The sequence below is a fragment of the Leifsonia sp. AG29 genome (assembly GCF_009765225.1).
Lineage (GTDB): Bacteria > Actinomycetota > Actinomycetes > Actinomycetales > Microbacteriaceae > Leifsonia.
In genome coordinates this window covers 204607-225502 of sequence record NZ_VMSF01000001.1, presented here as the reverse complement: position 1 = coordinate 225502, position 20896 = coordinate 204607, and the positions used below count along the sequence as shown (strand labels likewise).

Genomic DNA, 20896 nt, shown 5'->3' with positions numbered 1-20896 from the left:
ACCACCGACGCAGCCGAGACGACTCGGCTCACGCCTCCGACGAGGCGAAGTCGCCGCCGAACTCCCGGCGGTACTCGCGGAGGAACGACTCCTCGCACGAGAAGCCCCAGCGCTCGGCCACCTCCCGGACGGAGGTCCCGGCGCTCCGCAGCTCGTCGGCGGCGCCGATCAGCCGCGCCCGGCGGAGATAGGCGGCCGGGCCGAGCCGCCCGTCGCCGTGCGAACGGAACGCGAGCACGACCTCCCCCACGGACGCGCCCGCGGCAGCGGCCGCGTCGTCGATCGTGATGGGCAGGGAGGCGTGATCGTCCAGGAACCGTGCGGCCGCCCGGAATACCCGGGCTCGCCGCTCCACGGAGGGTCTCGGCGTGGGGCGCTCGCCGGTCAGCCGGAACGTCTCCAGCGCCGCGACCGCCAGCTGGTGGTAGGTCTCCGCCCGCACGAGGTCGTTGGCCAGCGCTCCCGCCCGGCGGCGATTCCGCGCGACCTCGAGTGCCGCGAGCCACATCGCGGCGCGGCGGGCGTTGATCGGCCGCGGCCCGTCGAAGCTCAGCTCCAGCTCGGGCTGCCCGTACAGCTGACGGGCCGTGCGGGCGAGCTGCTCGGGCCGGAAGCCGACGACCCGGCCTTCGGTATCCGCCATCCGATGGAGGGAGACGCGATGCGGCTGGAACAGCGCGGGTTCGGCGGCGAAGCTGCCCGCCTCCTCCCCCAGCTCCCAGCCGCTCCCGGGCGTCCCGGCGGAGATCAGGATGACGTCGGTGCTGGTGACGCAGCGCGCCTGACCGAACATGGTCGCGTCGGCGAGGAGGAACTTGTCGTCGCCCACGACATGCTCGGCGTAACCGGCGAAACGGCTGCCGACGTCGACCAGCCCGAAGTGCCCCGAGAGCCAGTGCTGCGTCTCATCGCGGTCGCGCGAGCGGAAGCGGGCGTCGAAGTACGTGGACGCTGCCTCGCAGGCCCGGGTTCCCATCACCGCCTCCTCGGGCCGGCGCGAGCGGGATACCGGGGGGCCCTGCGTACCCGAAACGCAGGACCCCCCGTGGTGCCCGGTGCCCGAATCGGTGCGCACCGGGCGGAGCCGCCGCGGGGGGTCGGCGTCTCCGTGCCATGAAACTGACAGAAGCTCCGCTTCGATCGGAAGTATACGCCGAGATTGGAACTTTAATCCAGACTCCAGTTCCCGGCACCCGGACCGGCCGCTACCATCGGAACAGAAGCACAGGCGGAGAGAAGGTGGAGATGCCCGTCCCGGGGGCACCGGAGCTGCAGCCGGTGCGAGTTCTCGCCCGCGACCGCGCCTACGAGGCGCTTAAGACGGCGATCCTGGAGCGCACGATCCTGCCCGGCGAGCGACTCGACGACGGCGAGCTCCAGGCGTGGCTGGGCATGTCGAAGACACCGATCCGCCAGGCCCTCCACGCTCTCACCGTCGAAGGGCTCGTCGAGACGGCGGCCCAGTCGTACACCCGGGTGATCGAGCCCCGCCCGGAGGATGCCGTGCTGCACCTGCAGACGATCGGCGTGTTCGTGATCGGCGTCTTCGACCTGACGATCGGCGTCCTCTCGGAGGACGACCGCGACGGCCTGCTCGCGGAGATCGATGCGCTCATCGACGCTCTGCGCACTGAGGAGATCGAAGGCTCGCTCCGCGCCTCCCAGGTGTTCTACGAGCATCTGATGCGGCTCTGCCCGAATCGCGCGCTGATCCGGCTGGCGCAGCGGTCGCTCTCCGCCCGCGCCTACTACGTCGGGGTCGCCTACCGCGCGCTGGGCATCCAGTGGCAGGAGGCGGTCGACTCCTATTCGATGCTGCGGGAGGCTCTCGGCGCCGGCGACGCGGAGACCGTCTCCGCGGCCGCGGGGCAGGTCTTCCGGATCGACATGCCGCAGCTGACGAGACGAGGCGCGTCCTGATGCCGGTCCCCTCCGCACTCGAGCAGCCGACGCCCCGCGAGCTGGTGCGCGAGCGCGTCTACGCGCAGCTGCGCGACGCCATCCTCACCGGGGTGCTCCTCCCCGGCGAGCGCCTCGACGAGGGCGAGCTGCGGCGCTGGCTCGGGGTCTCCGGCACGCCGATCCGCCAGGCGCTGCACACGCTGACCCTCGAGGGCCTGGTCGAGACCTCGCCGCAGTCGCACACCGCGGTCATCGCGCCACGGGCGGAGGAGGTGCTCGAGAACCTCCAGACGATCGGCGTGCTCGCCGTCGGAGCCACAGTACTGACGCTCGGAGGCCTTTCCGAGAGCGATCGGGAGGCACTGGCGGGTCTGGCCGCCGACGTCACTGCTGCGCAGCGGACCGGTGACGTCCCGGCGATCACCGGAGCCGCCGAGAACTACTTCCGGCGGATGCTCGAGCTGTGCCCCAACCCGGTGACGGTCGGGCTCGTGGCGCAGGTGGGCCCCTCCCTGGGCTACCACGTGAACGTGACCTCCCGGGCGCTCGATGCCGACTTGGAGGCTCTGGGCAGCGACTACGCCGAGCTCGCGAGGGCGCTCCGGTCCGGAGAGGACAGCGAAGCCGTCGCCATCACGAGGCGGATCTTCCGGATCCGCTGAGGCCGGCGGCGTCCGCGGCCGTCCGGCCGTCGGAGCCGGACGCCTCGGACCGCCTCCTGCGCCGTGCAATCGAGGCCGCGGCTCCGCGAACGAACACCCATCCCGCGTAGAGCAGGAGGAGGACGCCGGCCGCGGGGAGCAGCCACGAGCGCTGGCTCGGGTCGAGCGCGCTGTTGACGTAGCCGATCAGCGGCACGCTGTACCAGACGACGCCCCGAACCTGCGCGGGCACGACGGGGGCGTCGGCGCGCGCGTTGTTGTCGCCCTTCGTCGTGAAGGTGAGGCCGTTCGTCGTCGAGCTCGTGATCGCGACGACCCGGTGCGAGATCACGGCAGGGTCGCCCGAGCGGATCTGGTAGGTCATGACGTCGCCCACGTGGATGTCGGAGAGGGGCTTCGGCCGGATCACGATGAGTGTGCCGGGAGGGAGGGTCGGCTCCATCGAGGTGGTCAGGACGGTGACCGGTGTGGCGCCGGCCGCACGGGGGATCACGATCGCCACGGCGGCGACGAAGAGCACGAGACCGAGGAGCCCCGCGCTCAGTCCGATGCCGAGGTAGTGCAGGAAGGACCTGGCAGGGCGCTGTCCGGCAGTGTCGTCGCTCATGGTGTCACCGGCCTCAGGGTGAAGGATTGCGTCGCCGTCCCGGCCGCGCACGTCGCGGTCGTGAGCTGGCCCCCTCCGCTCGCCGACGCGGTCGCGCAGAGGGTGGTCACGTTGCCCCAGCCGTTGCCGTTCCCGTTCCCACTGTCGCCCGTGATCGTGTTGCCGAGCGAGAAGGTGCTGTCCGACTGGAGGGTGAAGGTCCACAGGGTCGAGCCGTTCGAAGCCGCTCCCGTGGAGGTGACGCTCACCGGGGCGGTGCGCGATCCGGCCCAGAGGTACTGGCTGCTCGTCGGGAGGGGCAGCGCCGCCGTCACCGTGACCCCGGTGCCCGACGTCGTGACCAGCCACGCCTGCGCGTCGCTGAGGGGGCTCGCACACGCGGCCTGAGTCAGTGCGCCGCCGTTCGTGATGGGAGTCGGTGCGGTGACGCACTGGCCGCTCGCCGCGTTGACGATCTGATACCAGGAGCCCGAGCGGTACGAGCCGGTCGCCGTGACCGCCGCCGACGGAGTTGAAACGTTGCCTGCGGCATCGTTCGCCGTGACCGTGTAGCGATGCGCGCCGATCGGGAGCGCCGTGTCCGTGTACGAGGCCGCCGGAGCCGCGACCGTCGCGATCGCGACGCCGTCGCGGTACACCGTGTAGGCGGTGACGCCGACGTTGTCGGTCGCGCTGAACGAGAGCGAAGCAGAGGTGGAGGTGCTCCCCGTCAGCGTCAGGGACGGCTGGCCCGGCGGCGTCCTGTCCACGAAGAGAGTCGACCCCGCCGAGATGAGGCCGGCCGCATCGCGGGCGTAGACCGTATAGGTGTAGCTGGTGTTCGCGGCCGCTCCACTGTCCGTGAATGTCGGGACCGCCGTCGAGCCGATCGGTCCGGGGGTTCCTGAGCGGTACACGTCGTACGCGGCCACCCCGACGTTGTCGATCGATGCCGTCCACGTCAGAGCGACCGGGGTCGCCGCCGTCGTCCGCGCGATGAGTCCCGTCGGGGCCGAGGGGGCGAGGTCGTCGACGAAGGTCTGCGAGACAGCCGCGGTGGCCGTGCTCGACCACACCTGCCCGGCCGTGACGGTCGCCGAGAGCGCGAGGCCGACGCTCGAACCGCTCGCGATCCCCGTCGCCGAGGCGACGTTCATCGACTCACGCAGGCAGAACGTGAAGGTGGCGCCGGCGGCAAGCGTGCCGGCGATCAAAGGCGTCGCCGCCATCGCCGCGAGCGATCCGGTGAAGGCGCCGGGAGGGACCACCGCGCTCGGCGTGCACGACGCTGCAGAAGAGACCGGCCAGAGGCTCGCAGTGATCGCCGCCGACAGCGGAGCCGAGCCGGCAGGCGCGAGACCGACGCTCGACCGGAATGCGGTGCCGACGTTGCTCGTGTTGGTCACCACGACGGCGCCGGTGGTGGTCGTGCTGCCCGTCTTGAACACGGGGCTCAGCGGCTGGGCGATCGTCTCGGTGACCGAGACGGTCGCGGCGGTCAGCGTTCCCGCTTTCGCGGTGCTGGCGCCGTTCCACAGGGCGTAGCTGCCGCCGCCGGGCAGCAGGAGGAACGTGGCCGCCCCGGCAGCGAGAGCCGCCAGCGCCAGCCGGCCATGACGGACGCGCCGCGCGGGCAGAGCCCGCGACACCGGGGACCGGAGGCCGAGACGGTTCATGTCGCTCTGCCCCTCCCTCCGGGCCCCGGTGCCGAACGGGCTGTGTCCTGCTCGGGTTACTGCTGGGCCAGGGTGAAGCCCAGCGCGCTCAGGTCGACGGTGCCGCCCTGGGCGACGGTGCCGGTCGTAGTCGAGTCGAAGGGCAGCTGCACCGCGACGGTGAGGGTCTGTGCGCCCGCCTTGCCGCTGACCGTGTAGGTGTTGGCCGCGGTGCCGGCGGTGATGCCGGTCGGCAGCGGGGAGGTGACGGCAAAGCTCAACCCGCTCTTCAGCGCGGCAACGAGCGCGTTGTCGGCGGCCGAAGCGCTGTTGGCGGCCTTGATGGTGGACGGGTCGACGGTGAGGATCGCGGACAGGTTGTCGCCGATCGCCGTGATCTTCACGTTCTGCGTGAAGGTCAGCACGTCGCCCGGGACGGCGCGGAACGTGGAGATGTCGGCGATGGGAGTCGACGTGCCGGTGCCGTGCACGACGCTCCACGAGCCGGCGGCCGTGTCCGTCGCGATGGTCATGGTGCCCGACTTGACGGAACCGGCGGCGGCGCTGGCCGTGCCGTTCCACAGCGCGAACGTACCCGCGCCGCTGAGGAGGAGAAGGATCCCGGCTGCTCCGGCGATGGCGCCCTTGGCGAACCTGTTCATGACGAGCGTGCTCACAATCTGTTGTGGACGCCGTCCCGCACGGGAGCAGGCCGGACGCGCCCACGGGTGCCGCGGGCGGATCCGGCCCTCACGCCGTTCGGGTCGACGTTCGAGCTGGGGGCCTCCGGCGAGCCGGAGGGGTGTTCACGAGGGGAGGGTCGGGTTCCCTTCAACGGACCACCCAGCGCCGATTGTCGGGTTGGCACTGCCGGTCCTTGGTAGAGAGTACTTGTCCCCCTTTTCGCGGACAAGCAGCTCACTGCACCCAGATCGGGGGACACATCGAGAGCGGACTGAGCGTATGAAGCGGCGCTTACGCCGATTTCGTGCGTGGCGCCCGGCTTGAACGGGCGGAATCAGGCGCCGGGGTGATTCCTTGCCCCGCACTCCGATCGCGCCGTCAGGTGCTGCGGCCCCCGCGCAGCGCGACCGGCAGCGTGAGGCGCTCATGCCGGTGGCCCGGCCGCGCCTCGCCCAGCACCAGCCGGATCGCCTCCTCGCCCATGCGATTGCCGGGGACGATGACGGAGGTGAGGGGCACCCAGTCGGAGCGCTGACCGTCGTGCGCCCCGTCGAGCCCCATCACGCCGACGTCCTCGGGGATGCGGACCTCCGGTCGTTCGCGGAGCACGCTGAGCGCGCCGAGCGCGAGTTCGTCCGTGGCGCCGAGGAATGCCAACCGCTCACCCGGTGGGGCGCTCCGCAGGATCTCCTCCGCGGCGCGCCGGCCGTCGTCGAACCAGAGGCCCCCGGCGGTGAACTCGATGAGGTCGAGCCCGAGGCGGGACGCCGCATCCCGGACGCCGGCGCGCCGGTCCGTGAGGGGCTGCGCGACATCGGGAGGCGACACGAAATAGACGCGGCGGAAACCGCGCTCGTGCAGGTGCTCGCCGCCGAGCCTCCCCGCCTGCTGATTGTCGAGGAGGACCGAGCACCAGTCGCCCGGCTGGTCGTAGTTGATCACCACGACGGGGCGGACGTGACCGCGGATGCGGTTGATGCCGGCCGTCGGGTCGCTCATGGCGGCGTACAGGATCCCGCTGACCCGCTCCTCCGCGAAGAAGTCCAGGTACTGATCCTGCTGGTCGTCCGTCGCCAGGGGCTCGAAGGACGTGAACCGGTAGACCGCGTTCGCCATGAGGAGGCTGAGGCCCTCCCGATTGGAGGCGAGCTGCGCGCCGCGGGCGATCTCCACGAACAGGCGGTTCAGGATGTCCGGGACGATCAGCCCGATGCCGTCGTTCCCCTGGCGCTTCAGGTCGCGCGCGGCGGCGTTGCGGATGTACCCGAGCCGGTCGATGGCCGCCTGGACCTTCACCCGGGTGGCGGGCGCGACCAGCGAGGGCTGGTTCATGTAGTTCGACACGGTGCCGAGCGAGACGCCCGCCTCCTCGGCGACCGTCTGCATGGTGGGGACCTCAGACGGCATCGGTGTCACCCTCGCTCTGCACTCGCGACCTCCAGACAGTCTGAGATCACCATACGGCCGGGCGGCGAGGTGCTCGTAGTTGGGGCCGACACGCCGTGCGCGACGACAGCTGCGAGCACCTCGAGCGGCCGGGGGCGCGCCGGAGCTCGGCGTCACGCTCGGGTGTCAGTGCGAGGTACGACCAGACCAGGTCCGGAGGCCTCCGGGGCGGTACGCGGTGCAGGCCCTTCCGACACGGACGGAACCGCCGCGCCGACTTCGGACCGTCGCCGCGCCAGCCAGACGACGTCGCGCCCGAACGACTCGACCAGCAGCCCGAGCGCGATGACCACGAGCATCACGGCCACGCCGGGCAGCAGCCCGGACGCCGCGAACGCGAGCGCGATGCCGGCGAACGCCGTGACCACCTTGCGCCAGTACCGGTACGGAAGGCTCCGCCGCATCCACGGGAGCGCCCAGCCGGCGACCACGAACGCGTACCGCAGGAGGCCGATCGCAAGAACCCAGCCTCCCATGCGCGTAGCGGCATATGCACTCAAGACCAGCAGGAGGAAGGCATCCACCTCCATGTCGAACCGCGCCCCGACCTCGGTCACGGTCCGCGTGCGGCGAGCGACCCATCCGTCGACCGCGTCCAGCGACAGCGCCGGAACCGTCAGAGCCACGAGCAGCCACGCGGGCACGCTCACGACGAGGGAGGCGACGACCAGTGCGGTCACGAAGCCGACCAGGGTCGAGCGCAGAGAGGTGACGACGTTGGCGGCCCCGAAGCGCTCCGCCCCGGTCCGTCGCAGCGCGCGCGCGAGCAGCGCGTTCGAGATCGCGAGGTACACGAGGGCGACGAACAACGCGGGCACCGCTGCTCGCGAGATCTGCGCATCCACCGCGAGCACCGCACCGACCAGGACGACGCCGGCGCCCGCCCCTGCGGCGGCCCAGCCCAGCGCCTCCTGTTGAACCCTTTTCATGCGCGCCTCGTGTCCCTCATACGACCGGCTCTGCGCTTAACACGCCGCCGGCGCACCGATGGTTCACCGGCGTTCGCGAACCGGAGAGGGGATGGGGACGTGATCGAGTCCACCGCCTTCTGGGTGGAGGAGCCGGGCAGGGGCGCGCTCCGACGCCGGCCCGTCGCTGCCCCCGCCGAGGGAGAGGTGCTCGTCCGGACCCTGTACACCGCGGTCAGCCGGGGCACGGAGTCGACGGTGTTCCGCGGCGGGGTCCCCGGGAGCGAGCACGAGCGGATGCGCGCGCCGTTCCAGGAGGGCGCCTTCCCCGCCCCGGTCAAGTACGGATATCTGAACGTCGGTGTCGTCGAGGAGGGGCCCGCCGACCTGGCCGGGCGCACGGTGTTCACGCTGTTCCCTCACCAGTCAGCCTTCACGGTCCCGGCCACCGCCGTCGTCCCCGTCCCCGAGGGCATGCCTGCACGCCGTGCCGTGCTCGCCGGGGCGGTCGAGACCGCCATCACCGTCCTGTGGGACGCCTCCCCGCTGCTGGGCGACCGCATCACGGTCGTCGGCGCGGGCATGATCGGCTGCTGCGTCGCGCGGCTGGCCCGGGGCATCCCCGGCGTCGACGTGACCCTCGTCGACACGACGTCGTCACGGAAGAGCGTCGCGGACGCCCTCGGCGTGGGATTCGCGTCCCCCGCGGACGCTCCGCGCGATCGCGACCTCGTCGTGAACACCAGCGGATCGGAGGCGGGTCTCCGGCTGGCGCTGGAGACCGTCGTGACCGAGGGCGAGGTGATCGAGGCCAGCTGGTACGGCGACCGCCCGGTGACGCTACCGCTGGGCGCGGACTTCCATTCCCGGCGGCTCACGATCCGCTCGAGCCAAGTGGGCGCCGTCCCTCCCCGGCGGCGCGACCGCCGCACGACGGCCGACCGGCTCGCGCTCGGGCTCGACCTGCTCCGCGATCCCGCTTTCGACGCCCTGCTCACCGGCACCTCGACGTGGCGCGAGCTCCCCGGCGTGATGGCCCGCCTGGCGTCGGCGCCCGGAGCGGACATCTGCCGCACGATCGATTGGAGGGACGCCTGATGCCGTTCACCGTCACCGTCCGCGACCACATGATGGTCGCGCACAGCTTCACGGGCGAGTCCTTCGGCCCGGCGCAGCGCCTCCACGGCGCCACGTTCGTGGTCGACGCATCGTTCCACGCCGACGAGCTCGACGCGGACGGCGTCGTGATCGACATCGCCCGCGCCGCCGAGGCGCTCCGTGCGATCACCGCCTCCCTCGGCTACCGCAACCTCGACGACGAGCCGGAGTTCGCCGGGATCAACACGACGACCGAGGTGCTGTGCCGCGTGGTCGCCGACCGGCTGGCCGCGCGCATCGCTGCCGGCGCCCTGGGGAGGGACGGCTCGTTGACAGGCGTTACCGTCACCCTCCACGAGTCGCACATCGCGTGGGCGAGCTACGGGAGGCCCGTGTGATGGCTGCTGTCGCATTCGTCGTGCCCGACGCGATCGACGACCCGGAGCGCGTGAGCGGCGGGAACGTCTACGACCGGCGAGTCCGCGACGGCCTCCGGGCGGCCGGGTGGGACGTGCGCATGCTGCACGTCACCGACCGCGGCAGCGGGTGGACGCACCGTGCGCTCGCCCGGCTGTCGGACGGGGCGCTGGTCCTGCTCGACGGGCTCCTCGCGGCCCGCGAACCCGAGGCCGTGGCGGCCCACGCCCGCCGCCTGCGACTGGTCGTGATCGCTCACATGGCCCCGGACGATGCCCAGCTCGCGGTGTACCGCGTCGCTCGGCGTGTGATTGCGACGAGCCAGTGGACCCGCACAGCACTGGTCGCTGTCGACGGCGCGGATCCGTCGCGGGTCGTGGTCGCGTGGCCCGGGGCCGACCGCGGAGCGATCAGCACACCGTCCCCGACGGGAGGCAGGCTCCTCTGCGTGGCGGCGGTCGCGCCGCACAAGGGCATCGATGTGCTCGTGCGCGCTCTGGCCGCGCTGGCGGACGAGCCGTCGTGGACCTGCACGATCGTCGGCTCGCTTCACCTCGATCCCGACTTCGTCTCCGCGCTCGCGAGCGTGGTCGACTCGACCGGACTGGGCGACCGGATCCGGTTCCGCGGGGCGCTCGACGGCGACCGGCTCGAGGCCGCGTATTGCGAGGCCGATCTGCTCGTCCTCCCCTCCCGGTCCGAGAGCTACGGGATGGTCCTCGCGGAGGCGCTGGCCCACGGCGTCCCGGTGCTGACCACCGACGTCGGCGGCGTCGCGGAGGCGATCCCCCGGCCGGACGCCGCCATGACGGTGCCGCCGGACGACGCGTGGGCCCTTCGTGTCGTCCTTCGGCAGTGGCTGGGCGATCCGAGCCGACGAAAGGCGCTCGCCTCCGCGGCCCGCGCGGCACGCGACCTCTCCTGGTCCTGGGGCAGCACGGTCAGCACGGTCGGCGCGGTGCTCGGCGAGCTCGCCGACGAGAAGGACGCGGTCGCCCCTCCCCCGCCCTCGTCGTTCGGAACGGCGGCCGCGCGATGACCGGGGTCGTCGAGGTCAGCCCGGACTGGCTCGCGCTCCGCGAGGCGGAGGACGGGCGCGCGCGGTCGCTCGCTCTCGTCGAGGCTCTGCGGCCGGCTCTCCCCCCGGGCCCCCTCGACGTGCACGACCTCGGCAGCGGCACCGGCTCGATGATGCGCTGGCTGGCTCCGCTCCTCCCCGGCCCGCAGCGCTGGGTGCTCCACGACTGGAATGCGGAGCTCGCGCGGCTCGCCACACAGGACACGCCGCGCGATGCGCAGGGAAGGCCCGTCACCGTCGATCTGCACGTCGGCGAGCTCCAGGACCTTCGGGCCGCCGACCTCGCGGGGGCGTCTCTGGTCACCGCGTCCGCCCTGCTCGATGTCATCACGGCCGAGGAGGCGCATGCCATCGTCGACGCGTGCCTCACGACGCGAACGCCCGCGCTGTGCGCCCTGACCGTCACCGGCGATGTGGAGCTGCACCCGTGGGATGCACGCGACGTCGGGTACGCGCGGGCCTTCAACGCGCACCAGCGCCGGGAGGCGGACGGACGCCGCCTGCTCGGACCTTTCGGCGCTCCGATCGTCCAGGGGCTCTTCGCCCGGGCGGGATGGCACGTCCGCAAGGCCCTGACCACCTGGCGCCTCGACGACCGCGAGCCCACGCTGCTCGCCGACTGGTTCGACGGTTGGGCGGACGCCGCCGAGGAGCAGGAGCCGGGCTTCCGCGAGGAGGCGCGCTCCTACCGGCGGCTGCGCGAGGAGCAGCAACTCCGCGGCGAGCTCTCCGCTGTCGTGTACCACCTCGACGTCTTGGCGTGGCCGTGATGGACGGCGCGCGCTCGCGATGGATCCGTCCGGCTCTCCGCGCGGGGATCGGTGCCGTCGTGCTGGTCGCCGTCGTCGCTCGCGTCGGCGCGGGCCCGTTCCAGGCCGCGCTCGCTGCGATCCAACCGGTTCCCGTCACGGCGGTGATCGGCCTCATGGCGGTGGCCACCGCCGCGTCCGCCTGGCGGTGGAGGCTGATCGCCCGCCGCCTCGGCGTGGATGTCGGGCTATGTGCCGCGATCGGCATGTACTACCGGTCGCAGTTCCTCAACATGGTCCTCCCCGGCGGCGTCGTCGGCGACGTGCATCGGGCGGTCGACCACGGGCGCACCACGGGACACACCGGGACGGCGATCCGAGCGGCGGCTCTCGACCGCGTGGTCGCCCAGGGCGTGCAGCTGGCGCTGACCGTCGGCGTCCTCCTGTGGGCGGCGGTGGCCGCCCCTCCGGCCGCGATCGGAGGCGACGGCCCGCCGAGTGCCGGTCCCGGCCCGGTCGCTCTTCTCGCCATCGCGGTCGGCGTGACGGCCGTCGCGATGGCGGTCGCTGTCGCGGCACTCACGGGGAGGCGCATCCGGCGGACGCTCCGACGGGAGTCCGCCGAACTTCGCGCCGCTCTCGGGTCCGCGGGCACGCTCATCCGGGTGGTCGTCGCCTCCCTCATCGCCTGCTGCTGCCACCTGGCGACGCTGTGGGTGGCGATCGCGGCCGTGGGCGCGGCCGTCCCTCCCGCGCAGCTGCCGACACTCGGCGTCGTCGTGCTGCTCGGGGCCGCCATCCCGGTCAACGTCGGCGGCTGGGGTCCCCGGGAGGGGGTCGCCGGCTGGGCCTTCGCCGTCGCCGGACTCGGCGTCTCGACCGGAGTCGCCGCGGCGACGCTCTTCGGGGTGCTCGCGCTCATCGCCGTCGCCCCCGGCGCGGCCGTCGCCGCCGCAGCCCTCGTCCGCAAGGAGGAACACCGTGATCCAGCGACCCTACGTGGTGGTCAACTGCGCCATCTCCCTCGACGGCTACCTCGACACGGCCCAGCCGCCGAGGCTCGTGCTCTCGAATTCCGCAGACCTGGACCGGGTCGATGAGCTGCGCGCCGCGGCCGACGTGATCCTCGTCGGCGCCCGCACCGTGCGTCGCGACAATCCGCGCCTCCTCGTGCGGAGCGCCGACCGTCGCGCCGAGCGGGTCGCGTCAGGCCTCGCGCCCACGCCGGCGAAGGCGACCGTCACCGCCACGGGCGACCTCGACCCGCAGGCAGCCTTCTTCAGTGTGGGAGACACCGCGAAGCTCGTCTACTGTCCCCGTGGCGAGGAGCGGCGGATCCGGCGGAGGCTCGGCGGCCCGGCGACCGTCGTGCCCCTCGGCGAGGAGGTGGCGATGGCGGACCTGCTCTGCGACCTCGGCGAGCGTGGGGCCGGGCGTGTGCTGGTCGAGGGAGGCGGCTCCACGCTCACCCAGTTCCTCGGCGGCGACCTCGTCGACGAGCTCCACGTCGCGGTCGCGCCGTTCTTCGTCGGCGACCGTCGCGCGCCGCGCTTCGTCGGCGACGGCGCCTTCCCGTGGACAGCCGAGCGGCGCGCCCCACTGATGGAGGCGCGGACCATCGGCGACGTCGTGCTGCTCCGGTACGCGTTGAGCGACCGGGCTGTGCTGGGCTCCCCGGCCGCGCACGCCGCGTCCTCGGGCAGCCGATGACGCGCGGTGGGATACCGCCGCGGAAGCGGATCATCGGCACGGTCGTCTCGGCCGTCGTCGTCTTCGTCGTCGCCCTGGCCCCCGGGCTCATCGCTGCCGGCTCCCCGCTCGCCGCCCTCCGCCTCCCGATCGAGTGCGTCGTCGTGCTGGCCCTGCTGCTCCTGCTTCCGTGGCGAGGCGCGCGGGTCGCCGTCGCGGTGGGCGCCGCCGCCCTGCTGGTGCTCGCCACCGTCGGTGCCGCCCTCGATCGGGTCTTTCTCGCTGAAGTCGGCAGACCCTTCGACGTTGCCACGGGCTGGCAGGAGCTGACCGACGGCTACGGCGTCGTCAGCGATTCCACGGGCTCGATCGCCGCCTTCGTGCTGCTCCTCCTCGTGAGCGTCCTCGCCGTCGGGCTGGTCGCCGCGGTCAGCGCCTCCTTCCTCCGACTCGCGAGTGCGCTCCGGCCGCGGCGGCGCGCCGCTCTGGTCGGCGCCACGGCCGCGACGGCCGCGTGGGCGGTGCTTTCGATCGCGGCCGTCCAGGTGCTCTCCGGTGTGCCGGTCGCGGCGGACGACGCCGTGCAGCAGGTCGTCGCGAAGGCCGGCCAGGTGGCCGTCGCGGCTCGTGACAAGGCCGTGTTCGACCGGGCCGCCTCCACCGATCCGTACGCGCACCTCCCGGCCTCGGACCTGCTCACGGGCCTGCGCGGCAAGGACGTGGTCGTCGCCTTCGTCGAGAGCTACGGTCGATCGGCCGTGCAGGACAGTTCGTTCTCGGCCGGCGTCGACGCCGTTCTGCGGCGCGGCGAGCACCAACTCACGGCCCACGGCTACGCCGAACGCAGTGCGTTCCTGACCTCCCCCACCTTCGGAGGCATCAGCTGGCTCGCGCACTCGACCCTCCAGTCCGGACTGTGGATCGACTCGCAGCAGAAGTACGACGAGGTCACGGCCGGGCGGCGGCTCACGCTGGCCGGCGCCTTCCGCAAGGCCGGCTGGCGGACGGTCAGCGACGTGCCGTCGGACACGAAGCCGTGGGCGGTCGGGTCGAGCTTCTACGGGTACGGCACGGAGCTGAACGCGACTAACGTCGGCTACCGCGGACCCGCCTTCAGCTATGCGCGCGTCCCCGACCAGTACACCTGGGCCTACTTCCAGCAGCACGAGCTGTCGCGGCCGCACTCGCCGCTGATGGCCGAGATCGACCTCGTGTCGTCCCACACACCGTGGACGCCCCTCCCGCGCCTTCTGCCGTGGAGGTCGATCGGCGACGGGTCCGCCTACGACCCGCAACCGGCGGAGGGACAGCCTCCGAGCGTCGTCTGGCAGGACCCGCGTCACGTGCAGCAGCTGTACGGGCAGTCCATCCAGTACTCGCTGGAGTCGCTGTTCTCGTTCCTCACGAACACGGACGACCCGAACCTCGTCGTGGTCGTGCTCGGCGACCACCAGCCGGCGAGCGTCGTGAGCGGAGCGGCGGCCGACCACGACGTGCCGATCAGCATCATCGCGAAGGACCCCGCCGTGATCCAGCGCATCGGGGGGTGGGCCTGGCAGCCCGGCATGCTGCCGTCGCCGACCGCGCCGGTGTGGCGGATGGACGCCTTCCGCGACCGGTTCCTGCAGGCCTACGGCCCCTGACGGTGAACCTTTTCGGAGGCGGGCTCGTGTTGACGGTGTGGCCTCCTGTCGGTGGAGGCTCAGACCGGAAGCTGGTATTCCCATGGCTCAGAACCGCCAGGGGCCGCTGTGGCTCCTTCGAATCCTCAGCGCGATCATCCTCGCCGCGATCGCCGGCATCCACCTCTTCCTCGTCGTCGACGGGGTGGGCGGTCTGCTCGGGACCATGTTCGTGCTCAACACGATCGCGGGCTTCGTCCTCGCGATCGGGATGCTCGCCCTGCGCGGCGCCTGGCTGCGCACGGCGACGGTGCTGAGCCTCCTCTTCGTCATCGCCAGCCTCGCGGCGCTGCTGCTGGCGCTCACCGTCGGGCTGTTCGGCATCCGGGAGGTGTGGAGCTTCACGCTCGTGCCGGAGACCGTGATCGTCGAGGTGATCGGCATCGTCGTGCTCGGGATCACCTCCGGCGTGGAGCTCCGGCGGAGGCCGCAGCTGGCCTGACCGGACCCGGCCCGGGCGGCCGTCAGTCCCGAGCCCGCGCGCCCCACTCGCCGGCGAGCAGCGACCACACCTGCTTGTCGTGGAAGACGCCCTCGACCGGCCACGCCTCCCGCAGCACCCCGTCGAGCGACATCCCGATGCGTCGCGCGACGGCCGAGCTGCGTTCGTTGTCGCTCCGGCACCTCCACTCGGCCCGGTGCATGCCGCGCTCGTCGAAAGCGTACGCGAGCAGCTCCCGCACGGCGGCGGTGATGTGGCCGCCGCCCTCGGCGCCCGGCTCCAGCCAGCAGCCGACCTCGAACGAGCCGGTCGCGGTCGAGAACTCGACGAACATCACGCCGCCGACGAGCGTGCCCGCCACCCAGATCCCGTAGATGCCGGCACCGTCGCGCGCGGCGCGCTCGGCGTACCGGTGGAGGGTCGCCCGGGCACCGGCCACATCGGTCGTCACGAACGACGGCCCCACCCACGGCCGGATGTGCTCGCGCGCCCGGTCGAGGTGCGCCGCGAACTCCTCCGCGTGCCACGGTTCGAGCGCGCGGAGCACGCCGCAGGAGGTGAGGGTCTTCGAGAACATGGGGCCACGTTACCGGGCGGCCTGCGCCTCGCGCGTCTGCGCCTCCGCGGGACGGCTGCGCCCGCGCGCGCAACGGCAAATGTCCCGGGGAGGCGCAGAAGCGGCGCCGGCAGCTTTCGCGTGGCGGCGGACTCTCCTCCCGGCGCCCGGCGTTCGCTATCGTCGACGCATGACGAGCGGCGAGTCCGGCATCGGGTCCAGCGGCGGCGACGACTTCGAGGAGCGCTTCCGCTCCGAGGGCGACAGGCTGGCGCGCCTCCTCGGCCGGATCTACGGCGACCATCCGGCCCTGGCCGGTTCGCTGGAGGCGGCGCTCAGGCTGGCCCGCACCTCCTGGGAGGAGCGCTCCCCCGACCTGAAGGAACTCGACCGCCGCCGGCTCGAGCACCCGGACTGGTTCCTGTCGAACGACATGCTGGGCGGCTTCTGCTACGCCGACCTGTACGCGGGAGGCATGGCCGGCCTCCGCGAGCGCATCCCGTACTTTCGTGAGCTCGGCCTCACGTACCTCCACGTCATGCCGCCGTTCAAGGTGCCGGAGGGCAACTCCGACGGCGGCTACGCGGTCTCGAGCTACCGCGAGCTGAACCCGCGGCTCGGGACCATCACCGACCTGCGGCTGCTCGGGGAGGCGCTCCGCGCGTCCGGCATCTCGCTGGCCGTCGACTTCGTGTTCAATCACACCGCGAGCGACCACGAATGGGCCCGCCGCGCCGCGGCCGGAGACCCGGTCTACCGCGACTACTACTGGATGTTCGACACGCGCGAGCTGCCGGACGCCTTCGAGGCCACCACGCGCGAGATCTTCCCCGACGACCATCCCGGCTCGTTCGTGCAGCTCGACGACGGCACGTGGGTGTGGGCGTCGTTCCACTCCTTCCAGTGGGACCTCAACTACGCGAACCCGGCCGTCTTCGTGGCGATGGCCGGTGAGATGCTCTTCCTCGCGAACCAGGGCGTGGAGGTGCTGCGCATGGATGCGGTGCCGTTCATCTGGAAGCAGCTCGGCACCTCCAGCGAGAACCTCCCGCAGGCGCACCTGCTCCTACAGGCGTTCAACGCGGTGTGCCGGATCGCCGCCCCCGCGATGCTGTTCCTCTCCGAGGCGATCGTCCACCCCGACGACGTCGTCGGCTACGTCCGCCCCGACGAGTGCCAGCTCAGCTACAACCCGCTGCAGATGGCGCTCACGTGGGAGGCGCTGGCCACCCGCGATGTGCGCCTCCTCCACCACGCCCTCGCCGAGCGGCACCGCCTGCCCGACGGCACCGCGTGGGTCAACTACGTCCGCAGCCATGACGACATCGGCTGGACCTTCGCCGACGAGGACGCCGTCCGGCTCGGCATCGACCCCTCGGGGCACCGGCGGTTCCTCAACGACTACTACACGGGCCGCTTCGAGGGCAGCTTCTCGCGCGGGGTCGCCTTCCAGTTCAACCCGAAGACCGGGGACAGCCGCGTCTCGGGGGCGACCGCGTCGCTCCTCGGTCTCGAGTCGGGCGATGCCGGCGCGATCGACCGCATCCTGCTGGCCTACTCGCTCGCCCTGTCGACGGGCGGCATACCCCTCCTGTTCCTGGGCGACGAGGTGGGCCAGCTCAACGACTACGGGCAGCTCGAGGTGGAGGGGCGCAGCGGCGACTCCCGCTGGGTCGGCCGCCCGAACTACCCGGCCCGCCTCTACTCGGAGCGCAACGACCCCTCCACCGACGCGGGCAAGGTGTACTCACGGATGCGCCGGCTGATCCAGCTGCGCAAGGAGAACAGCCAGTTCGCGGGAGGGGAGCTCCGCACCATCGACTCGGGCAACAGCCGCATTCTCGCGTTCGAGCGTCCGGGAGGGGGCAAGCCCCTCCTGGTCCTGGCCAACGTCGGCGACTACCCCGAGCAGGCCGCCGATCGTGCCTTCGCCGACTTCCCCGGAGCCTGGACAGACCTGATCTCCCGGCGGTCCCGGACGCTCGGTGATGGTGTCGCCCTCGCCGCGCACGAGGTGCTGTGGCTCGTACGGGCCTGACCCCGGCATCCTCCGAAGCGGGTTCTGCCGTGCTGCGGGACATCCGCGCCTCGGCGCAGCGCCGCACGCGTCCCAACAGAGGGCAGTCGTCGCTGATGTTCGTTCTAGGCGGGCGGCGTCACCAGCCAGGCGAAGCCGTACGGCGCGAGCCGACGGCCGTCCCATCCCTCCGCGAGCCAGGTCTCGTAACCGTCGCGCACCTCCACGGCGACCTCCTCCGCTGAGAGGTTGTGCAGGGTGAGGAGGCCGTCGCGGCTGAAGGAAATGACCGCCGGGTGACCGCCCTCGGCCGCGGTCCAGCCTCCCGCGGCCGCGTGGAGCTCGCGGCGCAAGGCCACCACGCGTCGCGTCAGCTGGAGGAGGGAGGCCGGGTCGCGCTCCTGATCGCGAGCATTGACGGACGCGAAGCCGAGAGGCCCCCCGCTCTGCGCCGGAAGCGTCAGCGGTGAGTCCTCCGCCGTCGTGAAGCCACCCCAGCGCGAGTCGTCCCATTGCATGGTCGTGCGGGAGGCGGCCCGCCCCTCGACGGTGAGGTCGTCCCCGACGCCGAGCTCCTGGCCGGCCATCAGCAGCGGCACTCCGGGGAGCGCCTGGAGGAGGCTCATCGTCATGCGGACGCGCTCCGCAGGCTCGAGCATCGGCGCCCACGCGCGGCGGATCCCGCGGCCGTAGACGAGCATCGACGGGTCGGCCGCGAAGTGCGCGAACGCCTCCCGCCGCTCTTCGTCGGTGAGCTGCTGCAGGTCGAGCTCGTCGGCGTTGCGCACGAAGTTCAGGCGCGCCTCGGGCGGGATCGTCTTGTCGAGACGCTCCAGCACATCGAGCAGCGGGCGGGCGCGCCCCCGCGTCAGGGCGAGGATGAGCGCGTTGTTCAGCGTGAAGTCGATGACCGCGTCGAACCGGTCGTGCTCCACCAGCGCGGCCATCAGCTCGGGAGGCTCATCCGCCTCGGCGATCAGGGCGACGTCGGGCCGCACCTCCCGCAACCGCGCCCGCAAGCGGTCGAAGAACCGCCCGTCGTCGACATCGGTGCGGGGCCGCCCCTTGCCCTGCACCAGGAGGAGCGCCGCATCGATCCGGAAGCCGTCGGCGCCCAGCTCGAGCCAGTGGGTGAGCACCCGGACGATCTCGTCGAAGACGTCCGGATCGGTGGCGTTCAGGTCCGGCTGGAACGAGTAGAACTGATGGTGGTAGAACCGGCCCGCGCGCTCGTCGCGGGCCCAGACGCGGTCCTCCTCGCCGGGGAACATGGGGTGGTCGCCCGGCTCGACGGCGTCGTCGTCGCTCCACACGAAGAACCGCCCGGCCAGGCCGTCCGGATCCTCCCGAGCCGCCAGGAACCAGTCGTGCCGGTCGGACGTGTGGTGCAGCACGGCGTCGAGCAGCACGCGCATCCCGAGGTCGTGAGCGCGGTCGAGGAAGCGGCGGAACGCCTCCAGGTCGCCGAACCTCGGATCGACCTCGAGGTGGTCGTCGACGTCGTAGCCGTTGTCGCGGCGCTCGCTCGGGTAGAAGGGCAGCAGCCAGATCCAGGTCACGCCGAGGCGAGCAAGATGGTCCAGATGCTCGATCGCGCCGGCGAAGTCGCCGAAGCCGTCGCCGTCGCCGTCGGCGAACCGGGACAGGTCGAGGCCGTAGACGAGCTCGGCCGGGTCGGGAGCCCATCCGCCGTGCGATCCCTGGGGTTTCTCTGCGGTGGTCACCACTCAGTAATACGCCCCCGGGCGCAGGACGCGCCGCCTCGCCCCGTACCGCCAACACTCAGCAATCGAGAATACGCTTGAGATCATCTTGGGCGTTCTGCCCGCATCCTCGGCTGGGAAGTCGTCGCCATCCAGCGGAGGAACAGTATGACCGCACCCACTCTCGGCCCCGTCCTCCGGACCAAACCGCGAGACACCACCCGTCCGCCGGTCACGAGCACTTACAACGAACTGCTCGGGCGCATCCGCGGGGAGGGGCTCCTCGAGCGCACGCGCGGCTTCTACATCGCGGTGTTCTCCCTCCTCACGATCGCGCTCGCCGGCGCTGCCGCCGGGTTCGTCCTCCTGGGCGACTCCTGGTTCCAGCTGCTGATCGCGGGCGCGCTCGGCCTGATCTTCACCCAGTTCGCCTTCCTCGCGCACGAGGCCTCGCACCGCCAGGTGTTCGCGTCAGGGCCGGTCAACGACCGGGTCGGCCGGTTCATCGGCACCTGGCTGGTCGGCATGAGCTACCAGTGGTGGATGACGAAGCACACGCGCCACCACGCGAATCCGAACACGGTCGGCAAGGACCCGGACATCGCCTTCGACACGATCTCCTTCACCGAGGAGGACGCCGCGAAGCAGCGCGGGCTGATCGCCGCGATCACGCGTCGCCAGGGCTACCTGTTCTTCCCGCTGCTGCTTCTCGAAGGCGTCAACCTGCACGCCACCTCGATCCGCTCCCTGCTGGCCCGCGGGCCCGTCGAGCGTCGCGGCACCGAGCTCGTGGCGATCGCGCTGCGCCTCTCGGTCTACGTCACCATCCTCTTCGTGATGCTACCGGTCGGCATGGCCTTCGCCTTCCTCGGGGTGCAGCTCGCCGTCTTCGGCGTCTACATGGGCGCGTCCTTCGCGCCCAACCACAAGGGCATGCCGCTGCTGCCCGACGGCGCCCGCGTCGACTTCCTCAACAAGCAGGTCCTCACCTCCCGGAACATCCGCGGCGGCTGGGAGATGAGCGCGCTCATGGGCGGCCTCAACCACCAGATCGAGCACCACCTCTTCCCGAACATGCCGCGCCCGCACCTGCGGCGCGCCCGCGAGCTCGTCCGCGAGCACTGCGCAGTCCACGACATCCCCTACACCGAGACCGGGCTGGTCGCCTCCTACGGCATCGTCATCCGGTACCTCAACCGGGTCGGTCTCTCCGCGCGCGACCCCTTCGACTGCCCCGCCGCGCAGAGCCTCCGACGCGTCTGACCGGCCCGCACAGCATCCCGGGCCCGCACAGCATCGGGACGACTACGGCGTGCCCGCACCGTTTCCGGCGCGCACGCCCCGCCGTCGCCCCTGCTGGGAAATGCAGTTCACCGGCCCACGTCAGAGTGGGTACGATCTGCCTTCCAGCAGTTCAGAACCCGCAGGCGTCTCCTCGTCGATCGGATCCGACAAGTAGGCGTCGTGCGCCTTCTGAATCCTGTCCGGGTCGTCCCGGCGAGAGGATCTCAGCGATTCCCAGGCACGCTCGATGCGACGCTCCGTCTGCTCGGGTGAATCCTCCGGGAACAGCGGTTCCGACATGGCGACCCTCTCCCTGACCGACACGGATCCGATCAGCT

At 71.9% G+C, this 20896-nt stretch carries 21 protein-coding genes; 12 read left to right on the top strand and 9 right to left on the bottom strand.

Going from position 1 to position 20896, the window contains the following annotated elements; translation table 11 throughout:
• Positions 1-28: 28 nt before the first annotated feature.
• Positions 29-976 (bottom strand): helix-turn-helix domain-containing protein, encoded by a 948-nt coding sequence (locus tag FPT20_RS01080; protein ID WP_158861833.1) that lies wholly within the window; start codon positions 974-976, stop codon positions 29-31.
• Positions 977-1245: 269 nt separating this feature from the next.
• On the opposite strand from FPT20_RS01080, the gene FPT20_RS01075 reads away from it, so the two are divergent.
• Both FPT20_RS01075 and FPT20_RS01070 read left to right on the top strand, forming a co-directional pair.
• The gene (locus tag FPT20_RS01075; RefSeq protein WP_158861832.1) at positions 1246-1920 is read left to right on the top strand and encodes a GntR family transcriptional regulator; all 675 of its coding nucleotides are present in this window, start codon (positions 1246-1248) and stop codon (positions 1918-1920) included.
• On the top strand, positions 1920-2564 hold the full coding sequence (locus FPT20_RS01070) for a GntR family transcriptional regulator (RefSeq protein ID WP_158861831.1): 645 nt from the start codon (positions 1920-1922) through the stop codon (positions 2562-2564). The genes FPT20_RS01075 and FPT20_RS01070 overlap by 1 nt, the downstream gene beginning before the upstream one ends.
• Here FPT20_RS01070 and FPT20_RS01065 read toward each other — a convergent pair.
• The 5 genes from FPT20_RS01065 to FPT20_RS01045 all read right to left on the bottom strand — a co-directional run bounded on the left by FPT20_RS01065 (position 2536) and on the right by FPT20_RS01045 (position 7864).
• A complete protein-coding gene (locus FPT20_RS01065; RefSeq protein ID WP_158861830.1) occupies positions 2536-3171 on the bottom strand; it encodes a signal peptidase I in 636 nt (211 codons plus the stop codon). The two genes, FPT20_RS01070 and FPT20_RS01065, sit on opposite strands and share 29 nt — an antisense overlap.
• Positions 3168-4826: a fibronectin type III domain-containing protein gene (locus tag FPT20_RS01060; RefSeq protein WP_158861829.1), complete on the bottom strand. Its 1659-nt coding sequence runs from the start codon at positions 4824-4826 to the stop codon at positions 3168-3170. The genes FPT20_RS01065 and FPT20_RS01060 overlap by 4 nt, the downstream gene beginning before the upstream one ends.
• 56 nt (positions 4827-4882) lie before the next feature.
• Positions 4883-5482 (bottom strand): alternate-type signal peptide domain-containing protein, encoded by a 600-nt coding sequence (locus FPT20_RS01055; protein ID WP_158861828.1) that lies wholly within the window; start codon positions 5480-5482, stop codon positions 4883-4885.
• 385 nt (positions 5483-5867) lie between these two features.
• Positions 5868-6896 (bottom strand): LacI family DNA-binding transcriptional regulator, encoded by a 1029-nt coding sequence (locus FPT20_RS01050; protein ID WP_158861827.1) that lies wholly within the window; start codon positions 6894-6896, stop codon positions 5868-5870.
• A gap of 152 nt (positions 6897-7048) precedes the next feature.
• Complete coding sequence (locus tag FPT20_RS01045; RefSeq protein WP_158861826.1) at positions 7049-7864, bottom strand: CDP-alcohol phosphatidyltransferase family protein; 816 nt, start codon at positions 7862-7864, stop codon at positions 7049-7051.
• A 99-nt stretch (positions 7865-7963) separates the two neighbouring features.
• Between FPT20_RS01045 and FPT20_RS01040 the strand changes: the two genes are divergently transcribed.
• The 8 genes from FPT20_RS01040 (at position 7964) to FPT20_RS01005 (ending at position 14998) form a co-directional block, all read left to right on the top strand.
• On the top strand, positions 7964-8941 hold the full coding sequence (locus tag FPT20_RS01040; protein ID WP_233265339.1) for a zinc-dependent alcohol dehydrogenase: 978 nt from the start codon (positions 7964-7966) through the stop codon (positions 8939-8941).
• Entirely contained in the window at positions 8941-9339 is a 399-nt protein-coding gene (locus tag FPT20_RS01035) for a 6-pyruvoyl trahydropterin synthase family protein (RefSeq protein WP_158861825.1), read from the top strand. The genes FPT20_RS01040 and FPT20_RS01035 overlap by 1 nt, the downstream gene beginning before the upstream one ends.
• Positions 9339-10397 (top strand): glycosyltransferase family 4 protein, encoded by a 1059-nt coding sequence (locus FPT20_RS01030; protein ID WP_158861824.1) that lies wholly within the window; start codon positions 9339-9341, stop codon positions 10395-10397. The genes FPT20_RS01035 and FPT20_RS01030 overlap by 1 nt, the downstream gene beginning before the upstream one ends.
• On the top strand, positions 10394-11206 hold the full coding sequence (locus FPT20_RS01025; protein ID WP_158861823.1) for an SAM-dependent methyltransferase: 813 nt from the start codon (positions 10394-10396) through the stop codon (positions 11204-11206). The genes FPT20_RS01030 and FPT20_RS01025 overlap by 4 nt, the downstream gene beginning before the upstream one ends.
• Positions 11206-12285 carry a lysylphosphatidylglycerol synthase transmembrane domain-containing protein gene (locus tag FPT20_RS01020; protein WP_233265612.1) on the top strand — a complete coding sequence of 360 codons (1080 nt, stop codon included), beginning with the start codon at positions 11206-11208 and terminating at the stop codon, positions 12283-12285. Before FPT20_RS01025 ends, FPT20_RS01020 begins: the two co-directional genes overlap by 1 nt.
• On the top strand, positions 12167-12895 hold the full coding sequence (locus FPT20_RS01015) for a RibD family protein (RefSeq protein WP_158861821.1): 729 nt from the start codon (positions 12167-12169) through the stop codon (positions 12893-12895). Before FPT20_RS01020 ends, FPT20_RS01015 begins: the two co-directional genes overlap by 119 nt.
• Positions 12892-14517 carry a hypothetical protein gene (locus FPT20_RS01010; protein ID WP_158861820.1) on the top strand — a complete coding sequence of 542 codons (1626 nt, stop codon included), beginning with the start codon at positions 12892-12894 and terminating at the stop codon, positions 14515-14517. Before FPT20_RS01015 ends, FPT20_RS01010 begins: the two co-directional genes overlap by 4 nt.
• Before the next feature lie 82 nt (positions 14518-14599).
• Entirely contained in the window at positions 14600-14998 is a 399-nt protein-coding gene (locus FPT20_RS01005) for a hypothetical protein (RefSeq protein WP_158861819.1), read from the top strand.
• 22 nt (positions 14999-15020) lie between these two features.
• Here FPT20_RS01005 and FPT20_RS01000 read toward each other — a convergent pair whose 3' ends face one another.
• Positions 15021-15575: a GNAT family N-acetyltransferase gene (locus tag FPT20_RS01000; RefSeq protein WP_158861818.1), complete on the bottom strand. Its 555-nt coding sequence runs from the start codon at positions 15573-15575 to the stop codon at positions 15021-15023.
• A 169-nt stretch (positions 15576-15744) separates the two neighbouring features.
• Between FPT20_RS01000 and FPT20_RS00995 the strand changes: the two genes are divergently transcribed.
• On the top strand, positions 15745-17592 hold the full coding sequence (locus tag FPT20_RS00995; protein ID WP_158861817.1) for an amylosucrase: 1848 nt from the start codon (positions 15745-15747) through the stop codon (positions 17590-17592).
• Positions 17593-17696: 104 nt separating this feature from the next.
• Here FPT20_RS00995 and FPT20_RS00990 read toward each other — a convergent pair whose 3' ends face one another.
• Positions 17697-19295 (bottom strand): alpha-amylase family glycosyl hydrolase, encoded by a 1599-nt coding sequence (locus FPT20_RS00990; RefSeq protein WP_233265338.1) that lies wholly within the window; start codon positions 19293-19295, stop codon positions 17697-17699.
• Between the two features lie 147 nt (positions 19296-19442).
• Here FPT20_RS00990 and FPT20_RS00985 point away from each other — a divergent pair, with 147 nt between their 5' ends.
• A complete protein-coding gene (locus tag FPT20_RS00985; protein WP_158861815.1) occupies positions 19443-20537 on the top strand; it encodes a fatty acid desaturase family protein in 1095 nt (364 codons plus the stop codon).
• 120 nt (positions 20538-20657) lie between these two features.
• Here FPT20_RS00985 and FPT20_RS00980 read toward each other — a convergent pair whose 3' ends face one another.
• Positions 20658-20858 carry a hypothetical protein gene (locus FPT20_RS00980; protein ID WP_158861814.1) on the bottom strand — a complete coding sequence of 67 codons (201 nt, stop codon included), beginning with the start codon at positions 20856-20858 and terminating at the stop codon, positions 20658-20660.
• Between the last annotated feature and the right edge of the window lie 38 nt (positions 20859-20896).

Excerpts from the sequence above, each read along its gene's own strand:
- FPT20_RS01010 (WP_158861820.1), top strand. The coding sequence starts at position 12,892 with ATGACGCGCGGTGGGATACCGCCGCGGAAGCGGATCATCGGCACGGTC.
- FPT20_RS01035 (WP_158861825.1), top strand. The coding sequence starts at position 8,941 with ATGCCGTTCACCGTCACCGTCCGCGACCACATGATGGTCGCGCACAGC.
- FPT20_RS01030 (WP_158861824.1), top strand. The coding sequence starts at position 9,339 with ATGGCTGCTGTCGCATTCGTCGTGCCCGACGCGATCGACGACCCGGAG.
- FPT20_RS00985 (WP_158861815.1), top strand. The coding sequence starts at position 19,443 with ATGACCGCACCCACTCTCGGCCCCGTCCTCCGGACCAAACCGCGAGAC.
- FPT20_RS00995 (WP_158861817.1), top strand. The coding sequence starts at position 15,745 with ATGACGAGCGGCGAGTCCGGCATCGGGTCCAGCGGCGGCGACGACTTC.
- FPT20_RS01080 (WP_158861833.1), bottom strand. The coding sequence starts at position 976 with ATGGGAACCCGGGCCTGCGAGGCAGCGTCCACGTACTTCGACGCCCGC.
- FPT20_RS01060 (WP_158861829.1), bottom strand. The coding sequence starts at position 4,826 with ATGAACCGTCTCGGCCTCCGGTCCCCGGTGTCGCGGGCTCTGCCCGCG.
- FPT20_RS00980 (WP_158861814.1), bottom strand. The coding sequence starts at position 20,858 with ATGTCGGAACCGCTGTTCCCGGAGGATTCACCCGAGCAGACGGAGCGT.
- FPT20_RS01075 (WP_158861832.1), top strand. The coding sequence starts at position 1,246 with ATGCCCGTCCCGGGGGCACCGGAGCTGCAGCCGGTGCGAGTTCTCGCC.
- FPT20_RS01070 (WP_158861831.1), top strand. The coding sequence starts at position 1,920 with ATGCCGGTCCCCTCCGCACTCGAGCAGCCGACGCCCCGCGAGCTGGTG.
- FPT20_RS01005 (WP_158861819.1), top strand. The coding sequence starts at position 14,600 with ATGGCTCAGAACCGCCAGGGGCCGCTGTGGCTCCTTCGAATCCTCAGC.
- FPT20_RS01025 (WP_158861823.1), top strand. The coding sequence starts at position 10,394 with ATGACCGGGGTCGTCGAGGTCAGCCCGGACTGGCTCGCGCTCCGCGAG.
- FPT20_RS01065 (WP_158861830.1), bottom strand. The coding sequence starts at position 3,171 with ATGAGCGACGACACTGCCGGACAGCGCCCTGCCAGGTCCTTCCTGCAC.
- FPT20_RS01000 (WP_158861818.1), bottom strand. The coding sequence starts at position 15,575 with ATGTTCTCGAAGACCCTCACCTCCTGCGGCGTGCTCCGCGCGCTCGAA.
- FPT20_RS01020 (WP_233265612.1), top strand. The coding sequence starts at position 11,206 with ATGGACGGCGCGCGCTCGCGATGGATCCGTCCGGCTCTCCGCGCGGGG.
- FPT20_RS01045 (WP_158861826.1), bottom strand. The coding sequence starts at position 7,864 with ATGAAAAGGGTTCAACAGGAGGCGCTGGGCTGGGCCGCCGCAGGGGCG.
- FPT20_RS01050 (WP_158861827.1), bottom strand. The coding sequence starts at position 6,896 with ATGCCGTCTGAGGTCCCCACCATGCAGACGGTCGCCGAGGAGGCGGGC.